Source organism: Micromonospora sp. NPDC007230, assembly GCF_042869115.1.
Lineage (GTDB): Bacteria > Actinomycetota > Actinomycetes > Mycobacteriales > Micromonosporaceae > Micromonospora.
Genome location: NZ_JBIAFE010000002.1, coordinates 227,544 through 246,327 on the forward strand (window position 1 = coordinate 227,544; position 18,784 = coordinate 246,327).

Annotated in this window: 15 protein-coding genes; 4 read left to right on the forward strand and 11 right to left on the reverse strand. The window is 71.1% G+C overall.

Features of this window, described 5'->3' with window-relative positions:
* Positions 1–223: 223 nt before the first annotated feature.
* Positions 224–1,255 (forward strand): hypothetical protein, encoded by a 1,032-nt coding sequence (locus ACFYML_RS04070; protein WP_387419191.1) that lies wholly within the window; start codon positions 224–226, stop codon positions 1,253–1,255.
* Positions 1,256–1,348: 93 nt separating this feature from the next.
* On the opposite strand, the gene ACFYML_RS04075 is transcribed toward ACFYML_RS04070, so the two are convergent.
* Positions 1,349–2,521 (reverse strand): ROK family transcriptional regulator, encoded by a 1,173-nt coding sequence (locus tag ACFYML_RS04075; RefSeq protein ID WP_387419192.1) that lies wholly within the window; start codon positions 2,519–2,521, stop codon positions 1,349–1,351.
* Positions 2,522–2,639: 118 nt separating this feature from the next.
* On the opposite strand from ACFYML_RS04075, the gene ACFYML_RS04080 reads away from it, so the two are divergent.
* From ACFYML_RS04080 to ACFYML_RS04090, 3 genes are read left to right on the forward strand one after another with little or no spacing between them, the layout of a single operon-like run.
* Complete coding sequence (locus ACFYML_RS04080) at positions 2,640–3,956, forward strand: extracellular solute-binding protein (protein ID WP_387419193.1); 1,317 nt, start codon at positions 2,640–2,642, stop codon at positions 3,954–3,956.
* Complete coding sequence (locus ACFYML_RS04085; protein ID WP_387419194.1) at positions 3,953–4,930, forward strand: carbohydrate ABC transporter permease; 978 nt, start codon at positions 3,953–3,955, stop codon at positions 4,928–4,930. Before ACFYML_RS04080 ends, ACFYML_RS04085 begins: the two co-directional genes overlap by 4 nt.
* A complete protein-coding gene (locus tag ACFYML_RS04090) occupies positions 4,927–5,775 on the forward strand; it encodes a carbohydrate ABC transporter permease (protein WP_387276221.1) in 849 nt (282 codons plus the stop codon). The genes ACFYML_RS04085 and ACFYML_RS04090 overlap by 4 nt, the downstream gene beginning before the upstream one ends.
* A gap of 133 nt (positions 5,776–5,908) precedes the next feature.
* On the opposite strand, the gene ACFYML_RS04095 is transcribed toward ACFYML_RS04090, so the two are convergent.
* From ACFYML_RS04095 to ACFYML_RS04140, 10 genes are all read right to left on the reverse strand, one after another.
* On the reverse strand, positions 5,909–8,587 hold the full coding sequence (locus tag ACFYML_RS04095; RefSeq protein WP_387419195.1) for a hypothetical protein: 2,679 nt from the start codon (positions 8,585–8,587) through the stop codon (positions 5,909–5,911).
* A gap of 54 nt (positions 8,588–8,641) precedes the next feature.
* Positions 8,642–10,237 (reverse strand): beta-N-acetylhexosaminidase, encoded by a 1,596-nt coding sequence (locus ACFYML_RS04100; RefSeq protein ID WP_387419196.1) that lies wholly within the window; start codon positions 10,235–10,237, stop codon positions 8,642–8,644.
* 184 nt (positions 10,238–10,421) lie between these two features.
* Positions 10,422–10,832: a hypothetical protein gene (locus ACFYML_RS04105; protein ID WP_387419197.1), complete on the reverse strand. Its 411-nt coding sequence runs from the start codon at positions 10,830–10,832 to the stop codon at positions 10,422–10,424.
* Positions 10,829–11,275, reverse strand: a complete 447-nt coding sequence (locus ACFYML_RS04110; protein ID WP_387419198.1) for a hypothetical protein — start codon at positions 11,273–11,275, stop codon at positions 10,829–10,831. The genes ACFYML_RS04105 and ACFYML_RS04110 overlap by 4 nt, the downstream gene beginning before the upstream one ends.
* A gap of 355 nt (positions 11,276–11,630) precedes the next feature.
* The gene (locus tag ACFYML_RS04115) at positions 11,631–11,825 is read right to left on the reverse strand and encodes a hypothetical protein (RefSeq protein ID WP_387419199.1); all 195 of its coding nucleotides are present in this window, start codon (positions 11,823–11,825) and stop codon (positions 11,631–11,633) included.
* Between the two features lie 123 nt (positions 11,826–11,948).
* Entirely contained in the window at positions 11,949–13,556 is a 1,608-nt protein-coding gene (locus ACFYML_RS04120; RefSeq protein ID WP_387419200.1) for a glycoside hydrolase family 13 protein, read from the reverse strand.
* A complete protein-coding gene (locus ACFYML_RS04125; RefSeq protein ID WP_387419201.1) occupies positions 13,553–15,574 on the reverse strand; it encodes a hypothetical protein in 2,022 nt (673 codons plus the stop codon). The genes ACFYML_RS04120 and ACFYML_RS04125 overlap by 4 nt, the downstream gene beginning before the upstream one ends.
* Positions 15,575–15,588: 14 nt before the next feature.
* Positions 15,589–16,836, reverse strand: coding sequence for a Gfo/Idh/MocA family protein (locus tag ACFYML_RS04130; RefSeq protein WP_387419202.1), 1,248 nt, complete (start codon positions 16,834–16,836; stop codon positions 15,589–15,591).
* Between the two features lie 58 nt (positions 16,837–16,894).
* Entirely contained in the window at positions 16,895–17,965 is a 1,071-nt protein-coding gene (locus ACFYML_RS04135; RefSeq protein ID WP_387419203.1) for a hypothetical protein, read from the reverse strand.
* Positions 17,966–17,969: 4 nt separating this feature from the next.
* Positions 17,970–18,782, reverse strand: coding sequence for a carbohydrate ABC transporter permease (locus tag ACFYML_RS04140; RefSeq protein WP_387419204.1), 813 nt, complete (start codon positions 18,780–18,782; stop codon positions 17,970–17,972).
* Positions 18,783–18,784 lie beyond the last annotated feature (2 nt).

Here is an 18,784-nt window from a genome sequence, read left to right on the forward strand (position 1 = left end):
ATTACCGGGCGAGTCGGCCGCGGGATTCCGGCGGGCATTGGTTGCTGGCCGCCACCTGCTGGTCGGCCTTGTGCTCACCTGCAGGAGGCCCACCAGGACGGACGCGCCGCGGCGCAGCGGACCAGCAGGCCAGACCCGCCGCGGAGCTCAGGGAGCCGTCGGTCCAGGAACAGCCGACGCGCAAGAATTGACGATCATCGCTTTATTTCCTAGGTTGATCGTCATGATAATCAATGTTCGGCGACTTCTGGCGATGCTGGCCGCCTTCGTGATGGCCACTGTCGTCGGCATGCCCGATGCGGTCGCCGCAGCCGTCCAGCCCATCAACGACCTCGGCACCGGCAGCTACCTCGGCTTCCAGGGCGGCCTGTATCCGGCGGGCCGGAACACCATGCCGGACGCTCACCGCACGGCCGGAGTCACCAGAGCCCTGCGCGTACGCCCGCTCGACACCACCGGCGCGCCGAGCGCCAACGGCAAGTACGTCCTGCTCTCCATCGGCATGTCCAACACCACCCAGGAGTTCTGCTCGGGAGATGCCAGCGGAAAGTGCGCGCCGTTCTCCCTCATCGGTCAGGCCGCCGCGGACCCGCAGGTCAACCACGACAAGTTGGTCATCGTCGACGGCGCCGCGGGCGGCCAGACCGCCGGCACCTGGGACGCGCCGGCCGACGCCAACTACGACCGGGTCCGGGACACCAGACTGGCGCCCCTCGGCCTGACCGAGCGGCAGGTCCAGGTCGCCTGGGTCAAGGTCGCCAACGCCAATCCGTCGGTGTCCCTGCCCGCGACCAACGCCGACGCCTACCAACTCGTGACCCAGCAGGGCAACATCCTCCGGGCGTTGAAGAAGCGCTATCCCAACCTGCAGCAGGTCTTCTTCTCCAGCCGGATCTACGCCGGCTACGCCACCACCAGCCTGAACCCGGAGCCGTACGCCTACGAGACGGGCTTCGGCGTCAAGTGGGTGATCCAGGCGCAGATCACCCAGATGTCGGGCGGTGGCACCGATCCTCGGGCCGGCAACCTGGACTACAACAACACCACGGCGTGGGCGGCCTGGGGTCCCTACCTCTGGGCCAACGGCCTGCAGCCCCGCTCCGACGGGCTCGTCTGGGACCGGTCGGACTTCGGCTCGGACGGTACGCATCCGTCCAACTCAGGGCGGCAGAAGGTGGCGAGCCTGCTACTGCGCTTCTTCAAGTCCTCACCCCACACGGCCTGCTGGTTCGTCGTCGGCGGCACCTGCGGTTAGTCCCTGCCGCGTGGGCGTCGCGGCACGGCGTACCCCTGATCCCGGCGTATCCGGTGGCCGGTCCCGCCACCGGATACGCCGACCGGCCCCCGGTCAGCCACCGTCGGCGCCGCTGACGCTGCGCAGCAGTTCGGTACGCGCGGCCTCCAGCGCGACGAACAGCGCCCCCGTGAGCGATGCCGCCTCGCCCAGCGCGCTGGTCTCGATCCGCGGCGGGAACGGTGCGTACGCGTTGACGGTCTCCCGGACCGTGGGCAGCAGCAGCGGGTTTCGGCCCACACCCCCACCGAGTACGACGAGTTCGGGGTCGAAGACCGCGCAGGCGCTGGCGATCGTGAGGCCGAGTTGTCGCGCCTCCGCCTCCACCAGGTCCCGCGCGGCGGGCACTCCCGTGGCGGCCTGGGCGAACAGCTCCTCCACCGACGACGGACGGGTGCCCGGCCAGGTCGGGCGGGCCTTCAGTGCCGCGAGTACGCCGTACGCCCCCGCCTCGCCCGCCAACTGCTCCCTGCCTCGCCCGCCCCGCTGCTCGGGCGGGACGGAGCCCGGCAGCGGCAGGTAGGCCACCTCACCCGCGGCGCCGTGCGCCCCGCGGACCAGCTCACCGTTGTGGACCAGCCCCATGCCGATGCCGGCACCGACGGCCAGGAACGCGAACGTGGCGACGTCGCGGCCATGCCCTCGCCAGCGCTCGCCGAGCGCCGCGAGGTTGACGTTGTTCTCCAGGACGACGGGCGCGTCGACGCGCGCCTCGATCGGCGTGATCAGGTCGAAGGAACCCTCCTCACCGAGGTTGCGGGCGACCGACATGGTGCGACCGTCGGCGTGGATGACCCCGGGTGCCGACACCCCGACCCGGCGAAGCGGCCCGAGCTGGCCGCCTACCGCCTCCGTCGCGGATCCGATCATCCGGGCAACCTTCGCGGCGACCCGGCTCGCCCCGGTGGCTCGGGTCGGCTGCCGCTGTTCGTAGCAGAGCGCCCCGCTCATGTCCGCCGCCGCGACGCGGAGGTTGTCCCCGCCGACGTCGACTGCCACCACGTATCCGGCGGTCGGCGCCAGCCGGTAGTAGGTCGGCACCCGGCCGGGTCGGCCGCGGCGCACGCCGGCGTCGACGATCAGGCCACTGTCGACGAGCCGACGGACCACCTCGGAGATGGTGGGCCGGGACAGGCTGGTCAGGCGGGCGAGTTCCGGCCGGGTCATCGGCACACTGTCGAGCAGCGCGGCCAGCACCGCCCGGCCGGACGGGTCGACGGAGACCAACGGGAAACCACCCCTTCGCCGGTTGACCCGGATGCTGCGACGGCGGTCTTGACCGGTGATCGCGAACCGAGTACAAGTTTTTGTTAAGCAGCCTACCTAATGCCCCAGGAGGGCGATCATGTCGGAGAGCATGAGCGAGCTGTCCAGGCGAAGACTTCTCCAACTGACGGCTGTCACCGGCGCGGGCCTCCTTCTCGCCGCCTGCGACGTGGGAGGCAGCGACACCGGCACCGGCGCTGACAGCGGCGCGGCAGGCAACGGTGAAGGTCAGATCAAGGCCCTGTTCATGAAGCAGGCCGGCTACTCCGAAGACGACATCCGTGCGATGACCGACGAGTTCCAGAAGAAGTATCCGAAGATCAAGGTCGAGCCGTCCTTCGTCGCCTACGAGGCGCTGCACGACAAGATCGTCGCGGCGGCCCCCGCCAGCACGTTCGACGTGGTGCTGATCGACGTGATCTGGCCGGCCGAGTTCGGCAGCAAACGCATCGTCACCGACGTGACCGACCAGTTCCCGGCGGAGTGGAAGAGCGACATGCTCGGCGGCGCCCTCGCCACCGCCGCCTACCGCGACCGCTACTACGGCGTGCCGTGGATCCTCGACACGAAGTACTTCTTCTACAACACCGACATGCTCAGCAAGGCCGGCGTCGACCCGGCCAGCCTGTCCACCTGGGACGGCGTCCTCACCGCCGCCCAGACCCTCAAGGCCAAGAAGATCGTCGACCATCCGCTGATCTGGAGCTGGAAGCAGGCCGAGGCGCTGGTCTGCGACTACACCCAGCTCGTGGGCGCCTTCGGCGGCAAGTTCCTGTTCGACGACGGAAAGTCGATCGCCTTCAACACCGGCGGCGGCCTGCAGGCGCTGGAGTTCATGAAGCGGACCCTCGACACGAAGCTCACCAACCCCAACTCCGTCGAGTCGTTGGAAGAGGACGTCCGCAAGATCTTCTCCGACGGCCAGGCGGCGATGGCGCTCAACTGGACCTACATGTTCAACGCCGCCAACGACCCCCAGCAGTCGAAGATCGCCGGCAAGGTCGGTGTGGCGACCACCCCGTCGGGGCCGGCCAGCGCCCCGGGCGTCAACGGCTCGATGGCTCTGTCGGTCAGCTCCGGCAGCAGGAACCAGAAAGCGGCCTGGACGTACATCAGCTACATCACCAGCGCCGAGGTGCAGGACAAGTACGCCAAGAGCTCACTGCCCTGCTGGACGAAGTCGTACGACGACCCCGCCGTGGCGTCCACCCTGCCGCAGGTCGTACCGGTGGCCAAGAAACAGCTCGCCAACCTCATCGCCCGACCCCAGGTGCCCCGCTACAACGAGATCAGCCAGATCCTGCAGGCCGAGCTGCAGAACGCCCTGCTGAACCGGAAGCCGCCGAAGAAGGCCCTGGACGACGCCGCCGAACAAGCCCGTACGCTGCTCTCATGAGCGCCGCGCCACCGGCGCGCCCGGCACTCACGCCACCGGCCACCCGGCCAGCCCGGCCGGCGCGCCGGTGGCCGTTCGCGCGGCGCGCCGGCGGCGGCCAGACCCGACTGGCGCTGCTCCTGCTCCTACCCGCGGCGCTCGTCGTCTTCGGCGTGGTCCTGTACCCGGCCGGACGCGCCCTGGTCATCTCGTTCTACGACGTCGACAGCCCGTTCCCCGGCCGGTACCCGTTCGTCGGCCTACGCAACTACACCGAGATCCTGGCCGACGACCGCCTATGGGCGGCGGTCGGACACACCGGCTACTTCACCCTCGTCTCCACCGCGCTCGAGCTGGTCCTCGGGCTCGGGCTGGCCCACCTGCTCGCCGCGCCGATCCGGCTGCGCTGGCTGTTCCGCGCGATCGTGATCCTGCCCTGGGCGCTGCCGACCATCGTCAACGGCGCGATGTGGCGGTGGATCCTCAATGCCCAGTACGGCGTGGCCAACGCGCTACTCACCCAACTGCACCTGCAGGACGATTACCGGTCGTGGCTCGGCAACGACCCGTTCCTCGCCCTCAACATGGTGGTCGTGGCCGACGTCTGGAAGAACACCTCCCTGGTGGCGTTCTTCCTGCTGGCCGGGTTGCAGACGATCCCCCGCGGGCTCTACGAGGCGGCGCGGGTCGACGGCGCCGGCCCGATCCGCGCCTTCTTCCGAATTACGCTGCCGCTGCTGGTGCCGAACATCGCCCTGGTGCTGGTGCTGCGCACCATCGAGGCGTTCAAGGTCTTCGACATCGTCTACGTGATGACCGGCGGCGGGCCCGCGAGCGGCACGCAGACGATCACGTTCTTCACCTACCTCCAGGCGTTCTCCGCGCAGCGGTTCAGCTCGGGTGCGTCGCTGGCGTACCTGACCGTCGTCGCGATTCTTCTGCTGGCCCTGCTCTACCTGCGGCTGCTACGCCAGAGCGAGCTGAGGTCACCATGAGAGCGAGCCTGCGCTACCGCGTCTTCATCCACCTGGCCGCGCTCGCCACGTCCGTGGTGATCCTCGCGCCGTTCGCCTGGCTGCTCTACTCCTCGTTCGTCGGCCAGACCGACCTGGTCTCCCGGCCGATGCGCTGGCTGCCCGAGCACGTCACCCTCGACCGCTACCGGGAGATCTTCGCCGGTGGCGGCACCGGCGCCGGCGCGGCGTTCCGCAGCGCGATGGTCAACAGCTTCCTGGTGGCGGGCGGCACGGTCGTCATCTCGCTCGCCGTCGGGGTGCTGGGCGGCTACGCCCTGGCCCGGCTGCGGTTCCCGCTGCGCCGCGCGACGCTGCTGTCGTTCCTGGTCACCTACATGCTGCCGCCGATCGCGCTGATCATCCCGCTCTACCTGCTCATGTCGCGCTTCGGGCTGCTCGACACGCGCACCGGGCTGATCGTCGTCTACTGCTCCCTGGCCACCCCGTTCGCCCTGTGGAACATGAGCACCTTCTTCGGTTCGCTGCCCGTGGAGCTCGAGGAGGCGGCCCGGGTCGACGGGTGCAGCCGCCTCGGCGCCCTCGTCCGGGTAATGCTGCCGCTGTCCAAGCCCGGCATCCTGGCGACCGCCCTGTACGCGTTCCTGTTGTGCTGGGACGAGTTCCTCTACTCGCTGATCTTCACCTCGACCAGCCAGGCCAAGACGGTCCCGGTGGCGATCGCCGAGTTCACCGGGCGCAACGCCGTGGACTTCGGCCTCATCGCCGCCGGCGGCGTACTCGCCGCGTTGCCGCCGGTGGTGCTGGCGGTGGTGTTCCAGCGTTACCTCATCGGCGGCCTCGCCTCCGGGGCGGTGAAGGGTTGACCCTCCCCTACCTCGCCGGCGTGCGGGCGCAGCCGGAGAACCTGCGGCTGCGGCACATGCCGGCCGACACGAAGCTTTCGGCGGGGTGAACGGGAGCGGGGGCGGTGCCGGCCGCCCCCGCTCCCGCCCGTCGTTACGGCACCGGAATCGACGACGTGGGGATGTTGTAACCCCGAACGCGCAGGTAGGGCGCCTGGCCGCCGAGGTCGCTGGTCTGGTAGCTCGCGGTGACGGTGGTCGACTCCCCGGGCCACAGGGACACGTAGTTGTCGGTGTAGTTCACCGGCAGCACCTCGTTGCCCCCGTTGCCGGCTGTGATCTCCGGCCGCAGGAAGAACGCGATGTTCGTCGGGCTGTTGTTGGTCAGTCGGATGGTGGCGGTCTCCTGCCCGCCAGAGGCGGTCCGGGTCACGCTGGCCGTCAGGTTGGGGTTCGACGGCAGGCTGTTGAGCCCGGTGAGGTTGGCGTACGTCCTGACCGAGGTCATGTACCAGTTCTTCTTGTTGCCCAGCGCGTCGGCCTGGGTGGAGTACCAGTAGAGGTTGTTGCTGACGACTGTGCCCGCCGAGTCCTTCAGCTGCAGCCGGATGAAGTAGGTCGCGGACAGGCCGGTCAGCGCCGGGAGGGTGAGGACCTGCGTGGACGCGTTCGCCGCCGCAGTGACCGGCACCGTCGTCGTGTACGCCTGCGTCAGGCTCGGGATGTTGTACACACTGGCCGTGGCGGTCAGCCCGCTGCGTGCGCTCAGGGTGGAGTTGACCGCGTACACGTTGCGGGTCTTGTAGTCGTAGGCGATGTGGACCGGCTCGTTGGCCTTCTTGCTGCCGAAGTAGCCGCCACCGGGCTTGAAGTAGTAGTCGTACAGGTTCCAGTGCACCGCCGGCCAGGCGTTGTTGAGCATCCAGAAGATGACCCCGAACGACTGGCTGTACTCGTGCGAGTTCCACGCCTCGAAAAACGACCTCGTGTTCTCGTAGTTCTGCAGCTCCGACTTGCGGGAGTAGTCCTCGGCGCTGGTGGTGGTGCCGTACCGCTTGTTCACGCCGTCGGTGAAGACCTGGATGTTGTCGAAGACGCTCCTGGGTTTGCCGGCGTGGTAGTTCCAGGTGGTCCCGATCGGCCACAGCTCGGCGGCGGGGATGAACTTCTGCAGGCTCTCCAGCGGCGGCGGCGCCTCGGTGCCCTGCTCGGCGTTGGTGCCGAAGGCACTGCCCGACTGGGCGGGGCTGTCCCACCACAGCACCGGCGGCTCCCACTTGTACGGGCCGTCCATCTTCATGCCGGCGTTGGCGTTCGACCACGTCGCCACGTTGTCCACCGTCGGGTTCTGCCAGTGCAGCCGGGCCGCCGTGTTCTTGTACATGGTCAAGTGGGCGGCGGTCGGCGGCTGGTCGCTGCCGTAGTTCCACATGAACGGGCTGGCGTGGGCGCGCAACGCCCGCAGCTGGCTCTCCAGCGACGCGTTGGCCACCTGCTCCTGCTCGGCGGTCCAGGTACTGTCGTTCTCCCACGCGCTGCAGCAGACGAAACCCGGCATGATCATGACACCGGCCTGGTCGGCCAGGTCGTAGAGTTCCTCGTTGCCGAGTGTGCCCTCCAGACGGATGGTGTTGAGGCCCATGTCCTTGACGTACTGGACGTGCGTGGCGTTGGTCCTGGTGTCCCACCGCTGCAGCATGTCCCACATGTAGCCGCCGCCGCGGAAGAAGATTTTCTGCCCGTTGACCTGGTAGCCGACGAACGAGGTGCCGTTGACGGTGGTCCGGTAGTCGGTGAACTGGCGGATGCCGAAATTGATCGACTTGGTGTCCGACGTGGCACCGGCGACCGTCGCCGACGTGGCGAGCTGGTAGAGCTCCGGGCTGCCGTACTGGTAGGGCCACCACAGGGCGGGGTTGGCCACGTGCAGCTGCGGATAGCTCGCCGGGTCGAAGGTGACCTCGCGGCGCTCGTTGGCGGCCAGCGTGACGGCCTGGCTGACCGAGATGGTGGGATAGCCGGCCTTGCTGATCGTGGCGCTGACCGTCGCGGTGACCGGGGCGTTGGTCGCGTTGACGGCGTCGACGTAGACGGTGAGGTCGGCGGCGTTGGTCGCGGGCAGCGGCAGCACCGTCCTGACATACGGGTCACGCAACGCCACCGGCCCGGTGGTGTCCAGCAGCGTCCTGCCCCAGAGCCCGGCGTTCATGTCGGGCGCCTCCGGGTTCCAGTCCACTGTGCAGAAGGACAGGTCCTTGCAGTCGTGGGCCGGCGGGGTGACCAGGATCGCCAGCGCGTTGGACGCGCCGGGCCGGATCAGGTTCGTCACGTTGTACTCGTGCACGACCATGGTGCCGACCGCGTTGGCGTCGAGCTGGGTGCCGTTGAGCCAGATCTGAGCCCGGTAGCTGATCCCCTTGAAGCGCAGCCAGTACGCCTGGTCCGGGGTCGCGGCCGAGGCGGTGAACTGCCCCCGGAACCACCAGTTCTGGCCGGTCAGGTCGGGCACCGACTGCAGGTTCCTACCGAAGTAGATGTTCTGGTAGACGTTGTTGGCTACCAGCCCGGCCAGGACGGTCGACGGGAGCGAGACCGGGCTCCAGCCCGCGGTGCTGTAGCCGACCTGGGAGATGGTCGCCCCCGGGTCGCTGACGTTGGTGGCCGACCGCAACGCCCAGCCCGTCGACAGTTCGGTCGAGCCCACGGTGGCAGCGCTCGCGCTCGGCACGTGCACGAGCCCGACGCTCGCCACGAGGGCCAGGGTCGCGAGCAACGTGCCGAGCAGTCGGCGGTTCAGCAGGCGAGGTCGGTCGATGATGAGGCGCGATGACATGGATGGTGGCCTCCTCGATCTGATCAAGGCGGTGTGCCGCGTGGTGCGCGGCGGCTAGGAGCCGGTGGGCCAGGACACCTGGGTGGAGTGGTAGTAGTTGATCCCCATGACGCGCCAGCGCGGGCCATGGGCGCCGAGCCGCTGCTGGAAGGACGTCCAGTCGTGGGTGCTGGCCGGTGACCAGCCCAGCTCGGCGATCGCCGGCAGGCGCGGGAAGGCCATGTACTCGACGTCGGCGAGCGTCTCGATCGTCTCCGTCCACAGCGGCGCCTCGACCCCGAGCACCGACGTCTCTCCGACTCCGGAGAGATAGCTGCCCGGGTCCCAGCCGTACGCGTCCTGCACGTCGATGAAGCCGGCCCAGCGCTGGCCCAGCCGGGTGCGGGAGTTGTACTTCATGTCGAGGTAGCTGCGGTTGGCCGGCGACATGATGACCTTGGTGCCGTTCCCGGCGGCGGTCGCCACCGCGGCGTGGGAGGTCGTGGTCCCCCAGTACTGGGCGACGGTGGACGGCAGGATCGGGGCGTTGACGACGTCGTGCCAGCCGACGACGGTCTTGCCGTGCGCGGCGACGATCTGCTGTGCCCGGTTCACGAAGGTGGCGTAGTCGGCGGTGGTGGTGGAGCTGGCCTCGTCGCCGCCGATGTGCAGGTAGGGCCCGGGAGTCAGCGCGGCGAGCTCGCCCAGGACCTGATCGATGAACGTGTAGGTGAGCTCCTTGCTCACGCAGAGCGAGCTGAAGCCGACCCTGGTGCCGGTGTAGAGCTTCGGCGCCACGCCGTCACAGTTCAGTTCCGCGTACGAGGCGAGCGCCGCGTTGGTGTGACCCGGCATGTCGATCTCGGGGACGACCATGACGTACCGGGCGGCGGCGTACGCGACGATCTGCCGGTATTCGTCCTGGGTGTAGTACCCGCCGGTGCCGCCGCCGACCTGGGTGCTCCCGCCGTAGACGGCGAGGTTGGGCCAGCTGTTGACGGCGATGCGCCAGCCCTGGTCGTCGGAGAGGTGCAGGTGCAGCCGGTTCACCTTGTAGAGGGCGATCTCGTCGATGTACCGCTTGACCACGGCGACCGGGAGGAAGTGCCGTGCGACGTCGAGCATCGCGCCGCGGTGGGCGAAGCGCGGTTGGTCGACGATGCGCCCGCCGGCCACCTCCCACGGCCCGGGCTGCACTGTCGCGCTCTCGACGGCGGGGGGCAGTAGCTGACGCAGGGTCTGGACGCCGGCGAACAGTCCCGCCGGCTGGTTGGCGCGTACCGCGATCGACGCGGTCGTGACGTCCAGCTGGTAGCCCTCGTTGCCGACGCTCGCCGGTGCCCCGGACAGCAGCAGCGCGATGCCGTCCGTCGGGGTGGGGCTCGATGCGTCGACGACCGGCATCGGATAGCCGGTGGAGCGGCGCAGGATGGCGGCGAGTTGGCCGGCGACGTCCGCGACCGCCGGTGAACCGGCCTCGGTGTAGATCGCCGTGGCCGCGGTGACCCGGTAGGTGACGCCGGCGGCCGGATTGGCGGTGACCGGCGCCGGCACGACGGAGGCCAACGAGACGGCGGCCGCGGCGGGAGTCGCGGGTGCGGCCGGAGCGATCCCGCTGCCGACCAGGGCGAGGATGACGGTGGTGAGCAGACGTACGCCGCCGATGGTCATGACTGCCTCCGGAGCCCAGCGATGCCGCAGGAAGCGCGCGCGACGCTCACCGCACATCGACCTTCGTCGCTAGCAGTCAAGGTAGCCGCCATCTATTAATAAGGCAAGCTACCTAACAAATATCGGCTCACCCCTCTCTCTGGGAACCGGCTGCCTCCTCAGTGGGCATGCGAACGGTGCATCGTCAGGGGCTGCGACGGCGCTGGTTGCGGACCCGGCGCTCCTCCTCCGTCACGAGCGCCTGGATTCGGCGCATGGTCGCGTCCGGCGCCAGGATCGCCTCCCGCCACCGGTCCAGCGTCCTGGACAGGTCCCACACCGTCGCTCGCAGCTCCTGCAGCTCCCGTTGGGATGTCGCCAGCTCCTCCCGGACCGCCAGCGCCTCGTTCTCCAGCTCGGTGACCCGGGTCCGCAACGGCTGCACCAGGGCCAGAGCCGCGTCGGTCAGCGCCCCCGCCGTGTCGGCCTTCAACTTCCGCCGCTGCACCGCGATCGTGGCGAGCACCCCGAGGCCGCTGGCGCCACCGAACAGCCCGAGCGCCGAGATCAGAACCTGCGCCCAGTAGGGAGAGCCGGGCGTCTGCGCGATGATCATGTCTTCGCCTCCGGCCACGGATCGATGCCGGCTTGGTGCATCCGGATGATCCAGCGCAGCGACCGCACGATCTCCATCGAGCGCAGCCACGAGCCGATCGCCACCGCGCCGACGAACGAGGCCGCCACCACCGCCTGCGCGCCGGCGACCACCAGGACGGAGACGACGTACATCGCGGCGATCGCGCCCAGCATCAGCACCGCGGCGAGCTCGATGCCGAGCCCGGTGCCGAGCTGCCCCGGCCAGAACATGCCGAGCAGCCCCGCGACGCCGACCACGATCAGGCCGAACTCCCAGCAGACTTTGATCGCGTCGGGCATCGCCACCTCCACCGACTGCGGCCGGACGCGCAGCACGACCAACAGGACGCCACACACCGGCGCGGAGACCAGGACGGCAAGCTCGAAGACCCGCTGGCTGGTCCGTTCATGGATGCTTCCCACGGGTGTGCTCCTCTCCTGCGGGCACGGCCCAGGGTCGACGCCCGGAAGCTGATGGAACCCGAAGCCGGCACATTCCCGACGACGCCGTCGACGCGGCACCGAACACGCGGCCGGGATGCCGCCAACGGCATGCCGGCAGCTTGAGCCCGTGGAGCGACACCATCCGTGGTCGCGCATGCCGGCCGAGCCGCTCGATCCGACTGCCGCTCCCAACCGCATGAATCAAACATATGCCCAGGTCAGCGGTAAATTCGCGGGCTACCGAGGCGGGACGATCACTACCGCGCTCACCGCTGCGGCTGTCGGATTGTCGACAGTGCCCGCAACGGGCCGGATCGTCGCGCGCCGGGAGGTGTCACGCCGCGTCGGCGGCGCCCCACACCGCTTCCACCAGGCCCGGAAGTATCCGGGCGGCCGGGCCGCGCAGGTTCACGTCGGCCACCGCATCCAGCGGCGTCTCCTCCGGGTTGACCTGGATCACCGCGGCGCCGAAGCGGGCCGCCACCTGGGGGATCTCCGCACCCGGATACACCAGGCCGGAGGTGCCCACGGTCAGCAGCAGGTCGCAGGAGGACGCCGCCTCGACCGCGCGGCCAACGCCTCCTGCGGCAACGCCTCACCGCCATCATGGCGGACGGTCGTGGCGGGCTCGTCGCCGGCAGGGCGACGCGGGTCAAGCGGGGACGAACCAGACCGCGGCGTCCGGCGGCAGCAGGAGGGAGCGGCCGACCGGTGGGACCCGCGCGCTCGCCAGCAGCACCCGGCCGACCCCGGTCAGCGGCGCCGCCTGGTCGCCGACGTTGACCGCGCAGCCGAACCCGTCGCCGCGCCGGAACGCCACCACGCCTGACCCGGTGTCCCACCAGGTCAGCTCGTCGGCCGCGCCGTCGCTCAACTCTCGACGCAACCGGATCGCCGACCGGTAGAGCGTCAGCGTGGACCCAGGATCGGCGGTCTGCCGCTGCACGCTCAAGGCATCCCAACCGTCGGGCTGCGGCAACCACGGCGGGTCGGCGCCGTGGGGCGAGAAGCCGTACGTGCCGCCGTCGACCGTCCACGGGATCGGCACCCGCGAGCCGTCCCGCCCGCGTACGGTCCGCCCGGAGCGTTCCCACAGCGGGTCGCGCAGCGCCTCGTCGGGCAGGTCCACCTGCGGCAACCCCAGCTCCTCGCCCTGGTAGACGTAAGCGGCGCCGGGCAACGCCAGCATCAGCAGCGCGGCGGCCCGGGCCCGCCGCAGCCCCCGCTCTCCCCCGCCGTAGCGGGTGACCGTCCGGACCGCGTCGTGGCTGTTCAGCACCCAGGCCGGGAGGGCACCGACCCGGCGGTACGCCTCGAGCGTGCACCCGATGGTGTCCCGCAGCGCCGCGGCCGACCAGTCGCACTCCAGCAACTCGAAGGTGAACGCCTGGTGCAGCTCGTCCGGGCGGACGTAGCGGGCCTGCCGGTCGGCGTCGAAGAGGCACACCTCGCCGATCAGCGCCCGCTCCCCCGGCATCGCGTCCACCATGGCCCGCCACTGCCGGTACAACGTGTGCAGCGGCGCCTGGTCGAAGAACGGCATCAGGTGGTTACGGCGGAACTCGGTGTGCTGACCGGCGCCGGCGTCGACCAGATCCGGGTGCTTGAACAGGGCATGTGCCATGTCGATGCGCAGCCCGTCCACGCCCCGGTCGAGCCACCACCGGACGATGTCCGCGTACTCCGCCGGCACCTGCGGGTCGTCCCAGTTCAGGTCGGGTTGCTCGGGGCTGAACAGGTGCAGGTACCACTCGTCGGGCCCGCCGTCCGGGCTCGGCACCCGCCGCCAGGCGCTCCCGCCGAACGCCGACCGCCAGTCGTTGGGTGGCCGGTCCGGGTGGTCCTTGTCCAACGGGTGGAAGACGTACCGGCGGCGGGCGGCGCTGCCCGGTGGTGCGGCGAGCGCCGCCCGGAACCAGGGATGCCGGTCCGAGGTGTGGTTGGGCACCAGGTCGCAGACGACCCGCAGGCCGTGCCGGTGCGCCTCGGCCACGAGCGCGTCGAGGTCGGCGAGGCTGCCGAAGAGCGGGTCGACGTCGCGATGGTCCACGACGTCGTACCCGCCGTCGACCATCGGTGACGGGTAGAACGGGGTGAGCCAGACGGCGTCCACGCCGAGGGAGGCCAGGTGGGGCAGGCGGGCGGTCACCCCGGGCAGGTCACCGGTCCCGTCTCCGTCGGAGTCGGCGAAGCTGCGGACGTACACCTGGTAGCAGACACCGCCGCGCCACCACGGCCGCCCCGGCGCGGACGGGGTCACCGACGGACCAGGGTGAAACCACCGGACAGGACCGTGACCCGCAACTGGGTGGCGGAGCTGGCGTGCCGCGAGCGGAGTTCGCCGGCCGCGTCGTACACCTCCACAGTGGCCGCTGCGGTGCCGCCGGCGGTGACCTCCACGGTCCGGGCGGTCCGGGCGGCGCTGCGCAGCAGCGTCGTGCGGTGCCCGTCGCAGGCCAGGGTGAGCCGGGAGACCAGCGGTTCCAGCAGGACCGCGTCGACGGTGGCCGGGCCTGCGGCGGTGGCCTGCGCGGTCAGTTCGGTGGCGTCGGCGGCCAGTTCGCGGGGCAGGGTGACCGGCAGCAGCGCGCCCGGCGCCGGGGAGGCCCCCTGGGCGCCGACCCGGGCGTGATCGACCTCGCCGAGCGGTCCGGCGTCGCTACCCCAGACGGTCGGGGCCGGCACGCCGGGGCGCAGGTCCACCACCGGCAGCACCAGCCGGGGCTGGTCGGCCGGAGGGAGCTGCCAGCGCAGCCCAGCCCCGGCAGGCAGCTCGACGTAGCTGCCGCTGATCAGCGATTCCCCGGTCCACGCCGACGGCGGGCTGACCACGGTCGCGCCGCCCTGGCGGGCGGCGTCCTCGGCCTCCAGGGTCAGCGTGCCGACCCGTTCGACGATCTCGGTGCGCCGGGCGAGGGCGGCCAGTTCCGGCCGGGCGTCCAGGGCGAGCATGCTGAGCAGGGTGTGGATGGTGGACTCGGCGCCGGAGTTCCGGTTGACCTGCCCGTCGCCGTTGATGCCGTCGATCGCCCGGCCGGTGTGCGGGTCGTAGCCGGGCGTCCCGGCCGGGTTGGCGCCGAACCACCAGGCGGCGGTCAGGGCGGCGAGCTGGGCGAAGCCGGACCGCCTGGTGGCGTCGGCGACGGCGAGCAGCGACTGCACCCTCGAGTCGACGCCGTAAGCGATCTGGGTGCGGTCGGTGCGGGTGGGCAGCCGGCCGTTGTCCGGGCCGCCGGAGGTGAGCAGCCATGGGGTGAACACGGCGGCATCGGTGACGGCGGGGCCGAGCAGGGCCCGGTCGCCGAGGGCCTGCGCGGCCCGGGCGAGCGCGGCGGGCATCTGCGCACCCCAGCCGTGCCAGACCGAGCGGGACAGCGCCCAGGGGCGCACCGCGCCGAACGGCCATTCCCGCACGTCACCGTCGGCGAGCGCGGCGATGCCCTCGGCGAGTTGGCGCAGCGCTCGGCGGGCGGTGGCGCCACCGCCGGCTTCGACGTAGGCGGCCAGTCCGAGGACCGCTTCGGCGGTGGCGTCCGCACCGTCGACGATCAGCCAGGCTGGGGTACGTTCCCCGTCGATGACCTGCCACTGCCGGTAGCGGACGAGCACCTGGCGCTGCACGGCGGCGACGGCCAGGTCGAGGCGGGTCCGCAGGAAGCCGGCGAAGTCCGGGTCGGTGTCGCGGAACGTCGCGTACCCCTCGCCGAGTGCCCAGACGGTTCGGGCCAGCCAGTACGACGCGTCGCTGTCGGACGGGTCGGGCAGTTCCTTCGGCTCGGCGCTCGGGTTGAGCGTGCCGCCCGGCTGCATCCACAGCACCACGTTGCCGGCGTTGGGGCCGTCGGCGGTCTGCAGGTAGGTCAGGCCACGCAGGAGTTGGTAGGCGGCGTCCCGGCTGGTGGCGGCCCCGGTCAGCCGCCAGTGTCGCAGGTAGACCACGGCGGCGCGGGAGATGTCGTCGGCGTTGTACGCCCCCTGCCCCCAGGTGCCGCTGTCCGGGTCGTACGCGCCCCCGCCGACTCGGCGGAAGGCGCCGTCCGGCCCGGGTTCGGCGTAGGTCCACAGCGCCCCGATCGCCGGGGTGTCGGCGAGCCGGTAGGTGGTGTGCCCGGGCTGCTGCGGCGGAGTGACCTCCTCCCGGAGGAAGTCCAGGTGGGCGAGGTTGGTCAGCGGGCTCGTGCTCGGCGCGCTGGCGGGGCGGGCGGCGCCGGCCGGAGCGGCGGCCAGCAGTGGGGTGGTGGCGGCGAGGCCGCCCAGCAGCAGCGATCGGCGTTTCACATCGACCTCCTCGGTCAGGACGGGCAGGCGGTGGTGGGGTGTGATCGTCCGAGATGGACGGTGCGGTCCTCGCGGGCGGACCGGGCGGCCGCGGCGGCGACGGTGACGGCCGTGGCGCCCTCGGCGACTCCGGCGGCGGGCCGGCCGCCAGTACGGACGCAGCGCACCAGGTCGTGCATGGCGGCCCGCACGCTCTCGGCGTAGACGTACGGTTTGGCGGCCTCGCCGCCGAGGTCGAGGGTGATGCGGCAGTGGTGCGGCAACTGCCGCTGCCGGCCCCGTTCCCGGGCGTTCGCCGGGCCGGCGTGCCGGTGCACGGCCACCGTCACGGCCGGGTCCCGCAACCGGTGGCCGTCGACGGCGAGCAGTTCTTCGGCGCGGGCCGGCAGGTGCTCGACCAGCGCCGCTCCGGCGTCGTCGGTCCAGAGGTCGATGGCGGCGTGGACGGGGATCCAGCCGGTCACCCGGGCCTCGGCGGCGCCGAAGTCGATCCGCATCAGTTGCCGTTCGCAGCGGTGGGCGTGGCTGAAGCCGTGCGCGAAGGTCGCCACCGCGCCGTCCGGGTAGCGGGTGGTGGCGACCGCCAGGTCGACCAGGTCGGTGCCGGGGCGCTGGCCGAGCATGCCCTGCACCGACTCGGGGGTCGCGCCGACGAGGGCGTCAGCCGCGTCGAAGAAGTGCACCCCGTGTTCGACGAAGATCCCGCCGCTGACCCGCTCGTCCCAGAACCAGTGCTCCGGGCCGAGGTCCTCGTCGCTGGCGTCGTTGTCGAAGGCGAACCGCCGGACCGGACCGAGCAGCGGGTCGGACGGGGAGCCGGGCGGCGCGGCGAACCGCGGGTCGCGCAGCCGGGCCAGCGCCCGCAGCACGGGGTTGTAGCGCAGCACGTGGTCGACCACCAGGACGCGGCCGGTGGCGGCGACCGCATCCCGGATGGCGGCGGCCTCGTCCTCGGCGACGGCCAGGGGCTTCTCGGCGAAGACGTGCCGGCCGGCGCGCAGCGCCGCGAGGGTGGTCTCCGCGTGCCCGGCCGGCGGGGTGGCCACCACCACGACGTCCACGTCGTCGTCGGTGACCAGCGCCCGCCAGTCCGGCACCGGCCGGGCGGCCAGGGTCCCGGCCAGCCGCCCGGCCCGGTCGGTGTCCGGGTCCGCGACCACGGTCACCGTCACGTCCGGCAGGTCCCGCAGGGCGCCGGTGAGGAAGGTGGCGAAGCCGCCGGCCCCGACGACGCCGAGGCGCAACGGGGCCGGGCCGCTCACCGGAGCCGCCCCGACGGCACCGCCGGCCGGGTCACGCGGGTCGGCCCGGCCGGCCGGCTCACCCGACACGGTCGAGCCGGGCGACGCCGATCTTGGCGTCGGCCATGCCGTAGAAGACGTACCGGACCCCGTCCACCTCCTCGATCGCGGTCGGGAAGACCACGTTCGGGACGGTGCCGGAGCGTTCGTCCTCGGTCTCGGGCACCAGGATCGGCTCGGCGGTTCGGGCCAGCACCCGGCCCGGGTCTGTCGGGTCGAGCAGCATCGCGCCGGCCGCGTACTCGACCTGCTGCGTGCTGGGGTCGAAGGTGTCGGGGATGTGGCCGGTCACCCCGTGGTGGATGAGCAGCCAGCCCTCCTCGACCCGTACCGGCGGCGGGCCGGCGCCGATCTTCAGCTCCTCGTAGGGGAACTCGGACAGGGCGACGCAGCGGTGGTCGCGGAGCCGCACCAGCGCCCTGATGTCGGCGTGCACCTCCTCGGCGGGCACGTAGGAGATCCAGATGCCGGGCCGCTCGTCGGTGATCCCGGCCGGCAGGTGCACCCCCTCACCGGGCCGGAACCAGCCCAGGTCCCACATCGGCCGGTGCAGCATGGCGTAGCAGGGGCGGCCGTCCGGGCCGGGCACCGGCTCGGGGAAGAAGACCGCGTCCTTGTTCGGAAACAGGTTCAGGTCGGTGTCCAGGCCCGGCTGGTAGGCGAACTGCACCGGTCCGAGCCGGCGCCAGGTCCGCAGGTCGGTGGAGACCGCCAGGGCCAGCCGTGGGCCCAGCGGGCCGTAGGCGACGTAGGTCATCAGGTGGCGGCCGAGCCCCGGCACCCAGGTGGTGCGCGGATCCTCGACGCCGGCGTTGTTCAACCCGCGCTCCCAGCCCTCGTCGGGGGCGAGGACCACGCCGCGCCGGAGCACCCCGGCCGGTACGCCGTCGCGGAACTCGACCTCGGCGAGCCCGACCCGGGAGACGTTCCCCTCGGCGACCAGCCGCGGCAGCAGGTGGAGCTTCCCGTCCGGGGTACGTCCGCTGGCCGGGTTGAGCACCCCCTCGGCTTCCAGCGGCTCCCCCGGTTCGGGCGCCATGACGACGCCCAGCCGGGTGAGGGTGTAGGGGACGGCGGTGGAGACAGTCAACGATTCAACCCTTTACGCCAGATCCGATGTTGGTCGAGGTGAAGTGCCGTTGGAAGGCGACGAACAGCGCCACCGCCGGGGCGGCTAGGACGCAGGCGCCGGCCAGGATCGCCCCGTACGGGTTGGCGGTCCGCGCGGCGACGTTGGTCATGTAGTTGGCGAGCGACACGGCCAGCGGTTGCATGTCGGCCTGCTTGGTGATCAGGAACGGCCAGAGGAACTCGTTCCACGGCCCGATGAACGTCAGGAGCACGGCGGTCAGCAGTGCCGGGCGTACCAGCGGCAGGGCGATCGACCACAAGATGCGGACCTCACCCGCGCCATCGGTCCGGGCGGCGGCGAACAGGTCGTCCGGCAGCTGCAGGAAGAACTGCCGGAAGACGAAGACCGCCGTGGTGTTGATGGCGTACGGCAGGATCATGCCGAGATACGAGTCGGCCAGGCCGTAGCTGCGCACGATGAGCACGTAGAGCGGGATCAGCAGCAGTTGGAAGGGCACCACCTGGACCAGCAGCACCAGGCCGAACAGCGCCCCTCGTCCGCGGAAGCTGAGCCGGGCCAGGGCGTAGCCGGCAAGTACGCCGAAGACCACCGTGGCGAGGATGACGCCGCCGGTGAAGATGCCGGAGTTGACCAGCGACCGGAGCAGGTCGATCCGCTCGTTGATGTCGCGGTAGTTGCCGAGGGTGAGATTCGCCGACGGAAGGGCGCCGGCCGGTGAGGTGTCCGGCTCGGCCTGCAGCGAACCGATGAGCATGTAGTAGAAGGGGAAGAGGAACGCCACCGCGCCGACGGCGAGCAGGATCGACCGCAGCACGG

What these genes read in the sequence shown, in the direction of transcription:
- ACFYML_RS04080 (WP_387419193.1), top strand. Translation starts at nt 2,640, where the DNA reads ATGTCGGAGAGCATGAGCGAGCTGTCCAGGCGAAGACTTCTCCAACTG.
- ACFYML_RS04070 (WP_387419191.1), top strand. Translation starts at nt 224, where the DNA reads ATGATAATCAATGTTCGGCGACTTCTGGCGATGCTGGCCGCCTTCGTG.
- ACFYML_RS04095 (WP_387419195.1), bottom strand. Translation starts at nt 8,587, where the DNA reads ATGTCATCGCGCCTCATCATCGACCGACCTCGCCTGCTGAACCGCCGA.
- ACFYML_RS04105 (WP_387419197.1), bottom strand. Translation starts at nt 10,832, where the DNA reads ATGATCATCGCGCAGACGCCCGGCTCTCCCTACTGGGCGCAGGTTCTG.
- ACFYML_RS04090 (WP_387276221.1), top strand. Translation starts at nt 4,927, where the DNA reads ATGAGAGCGAGCCTGCGCTACCGCGTCTTCATCCACCTGGCCGCGCTC.
- ACFYML_RS04100 (WP_387419196.1), bottom strand. Translation starts at nt 10,237, where the DNA reads ATGACCATCGGCGGCGTACGTCTGCTCACCACCGTCATCCTCGCCCTG.
- ACFYML_RS04085 (WP_387419194.1), top strand. Translation starts at nt 3,953, where the DNA reads ATGAGCGCCGCGCCACCGGCGCGCCCGGCACTCACGCCACCGGCCACC.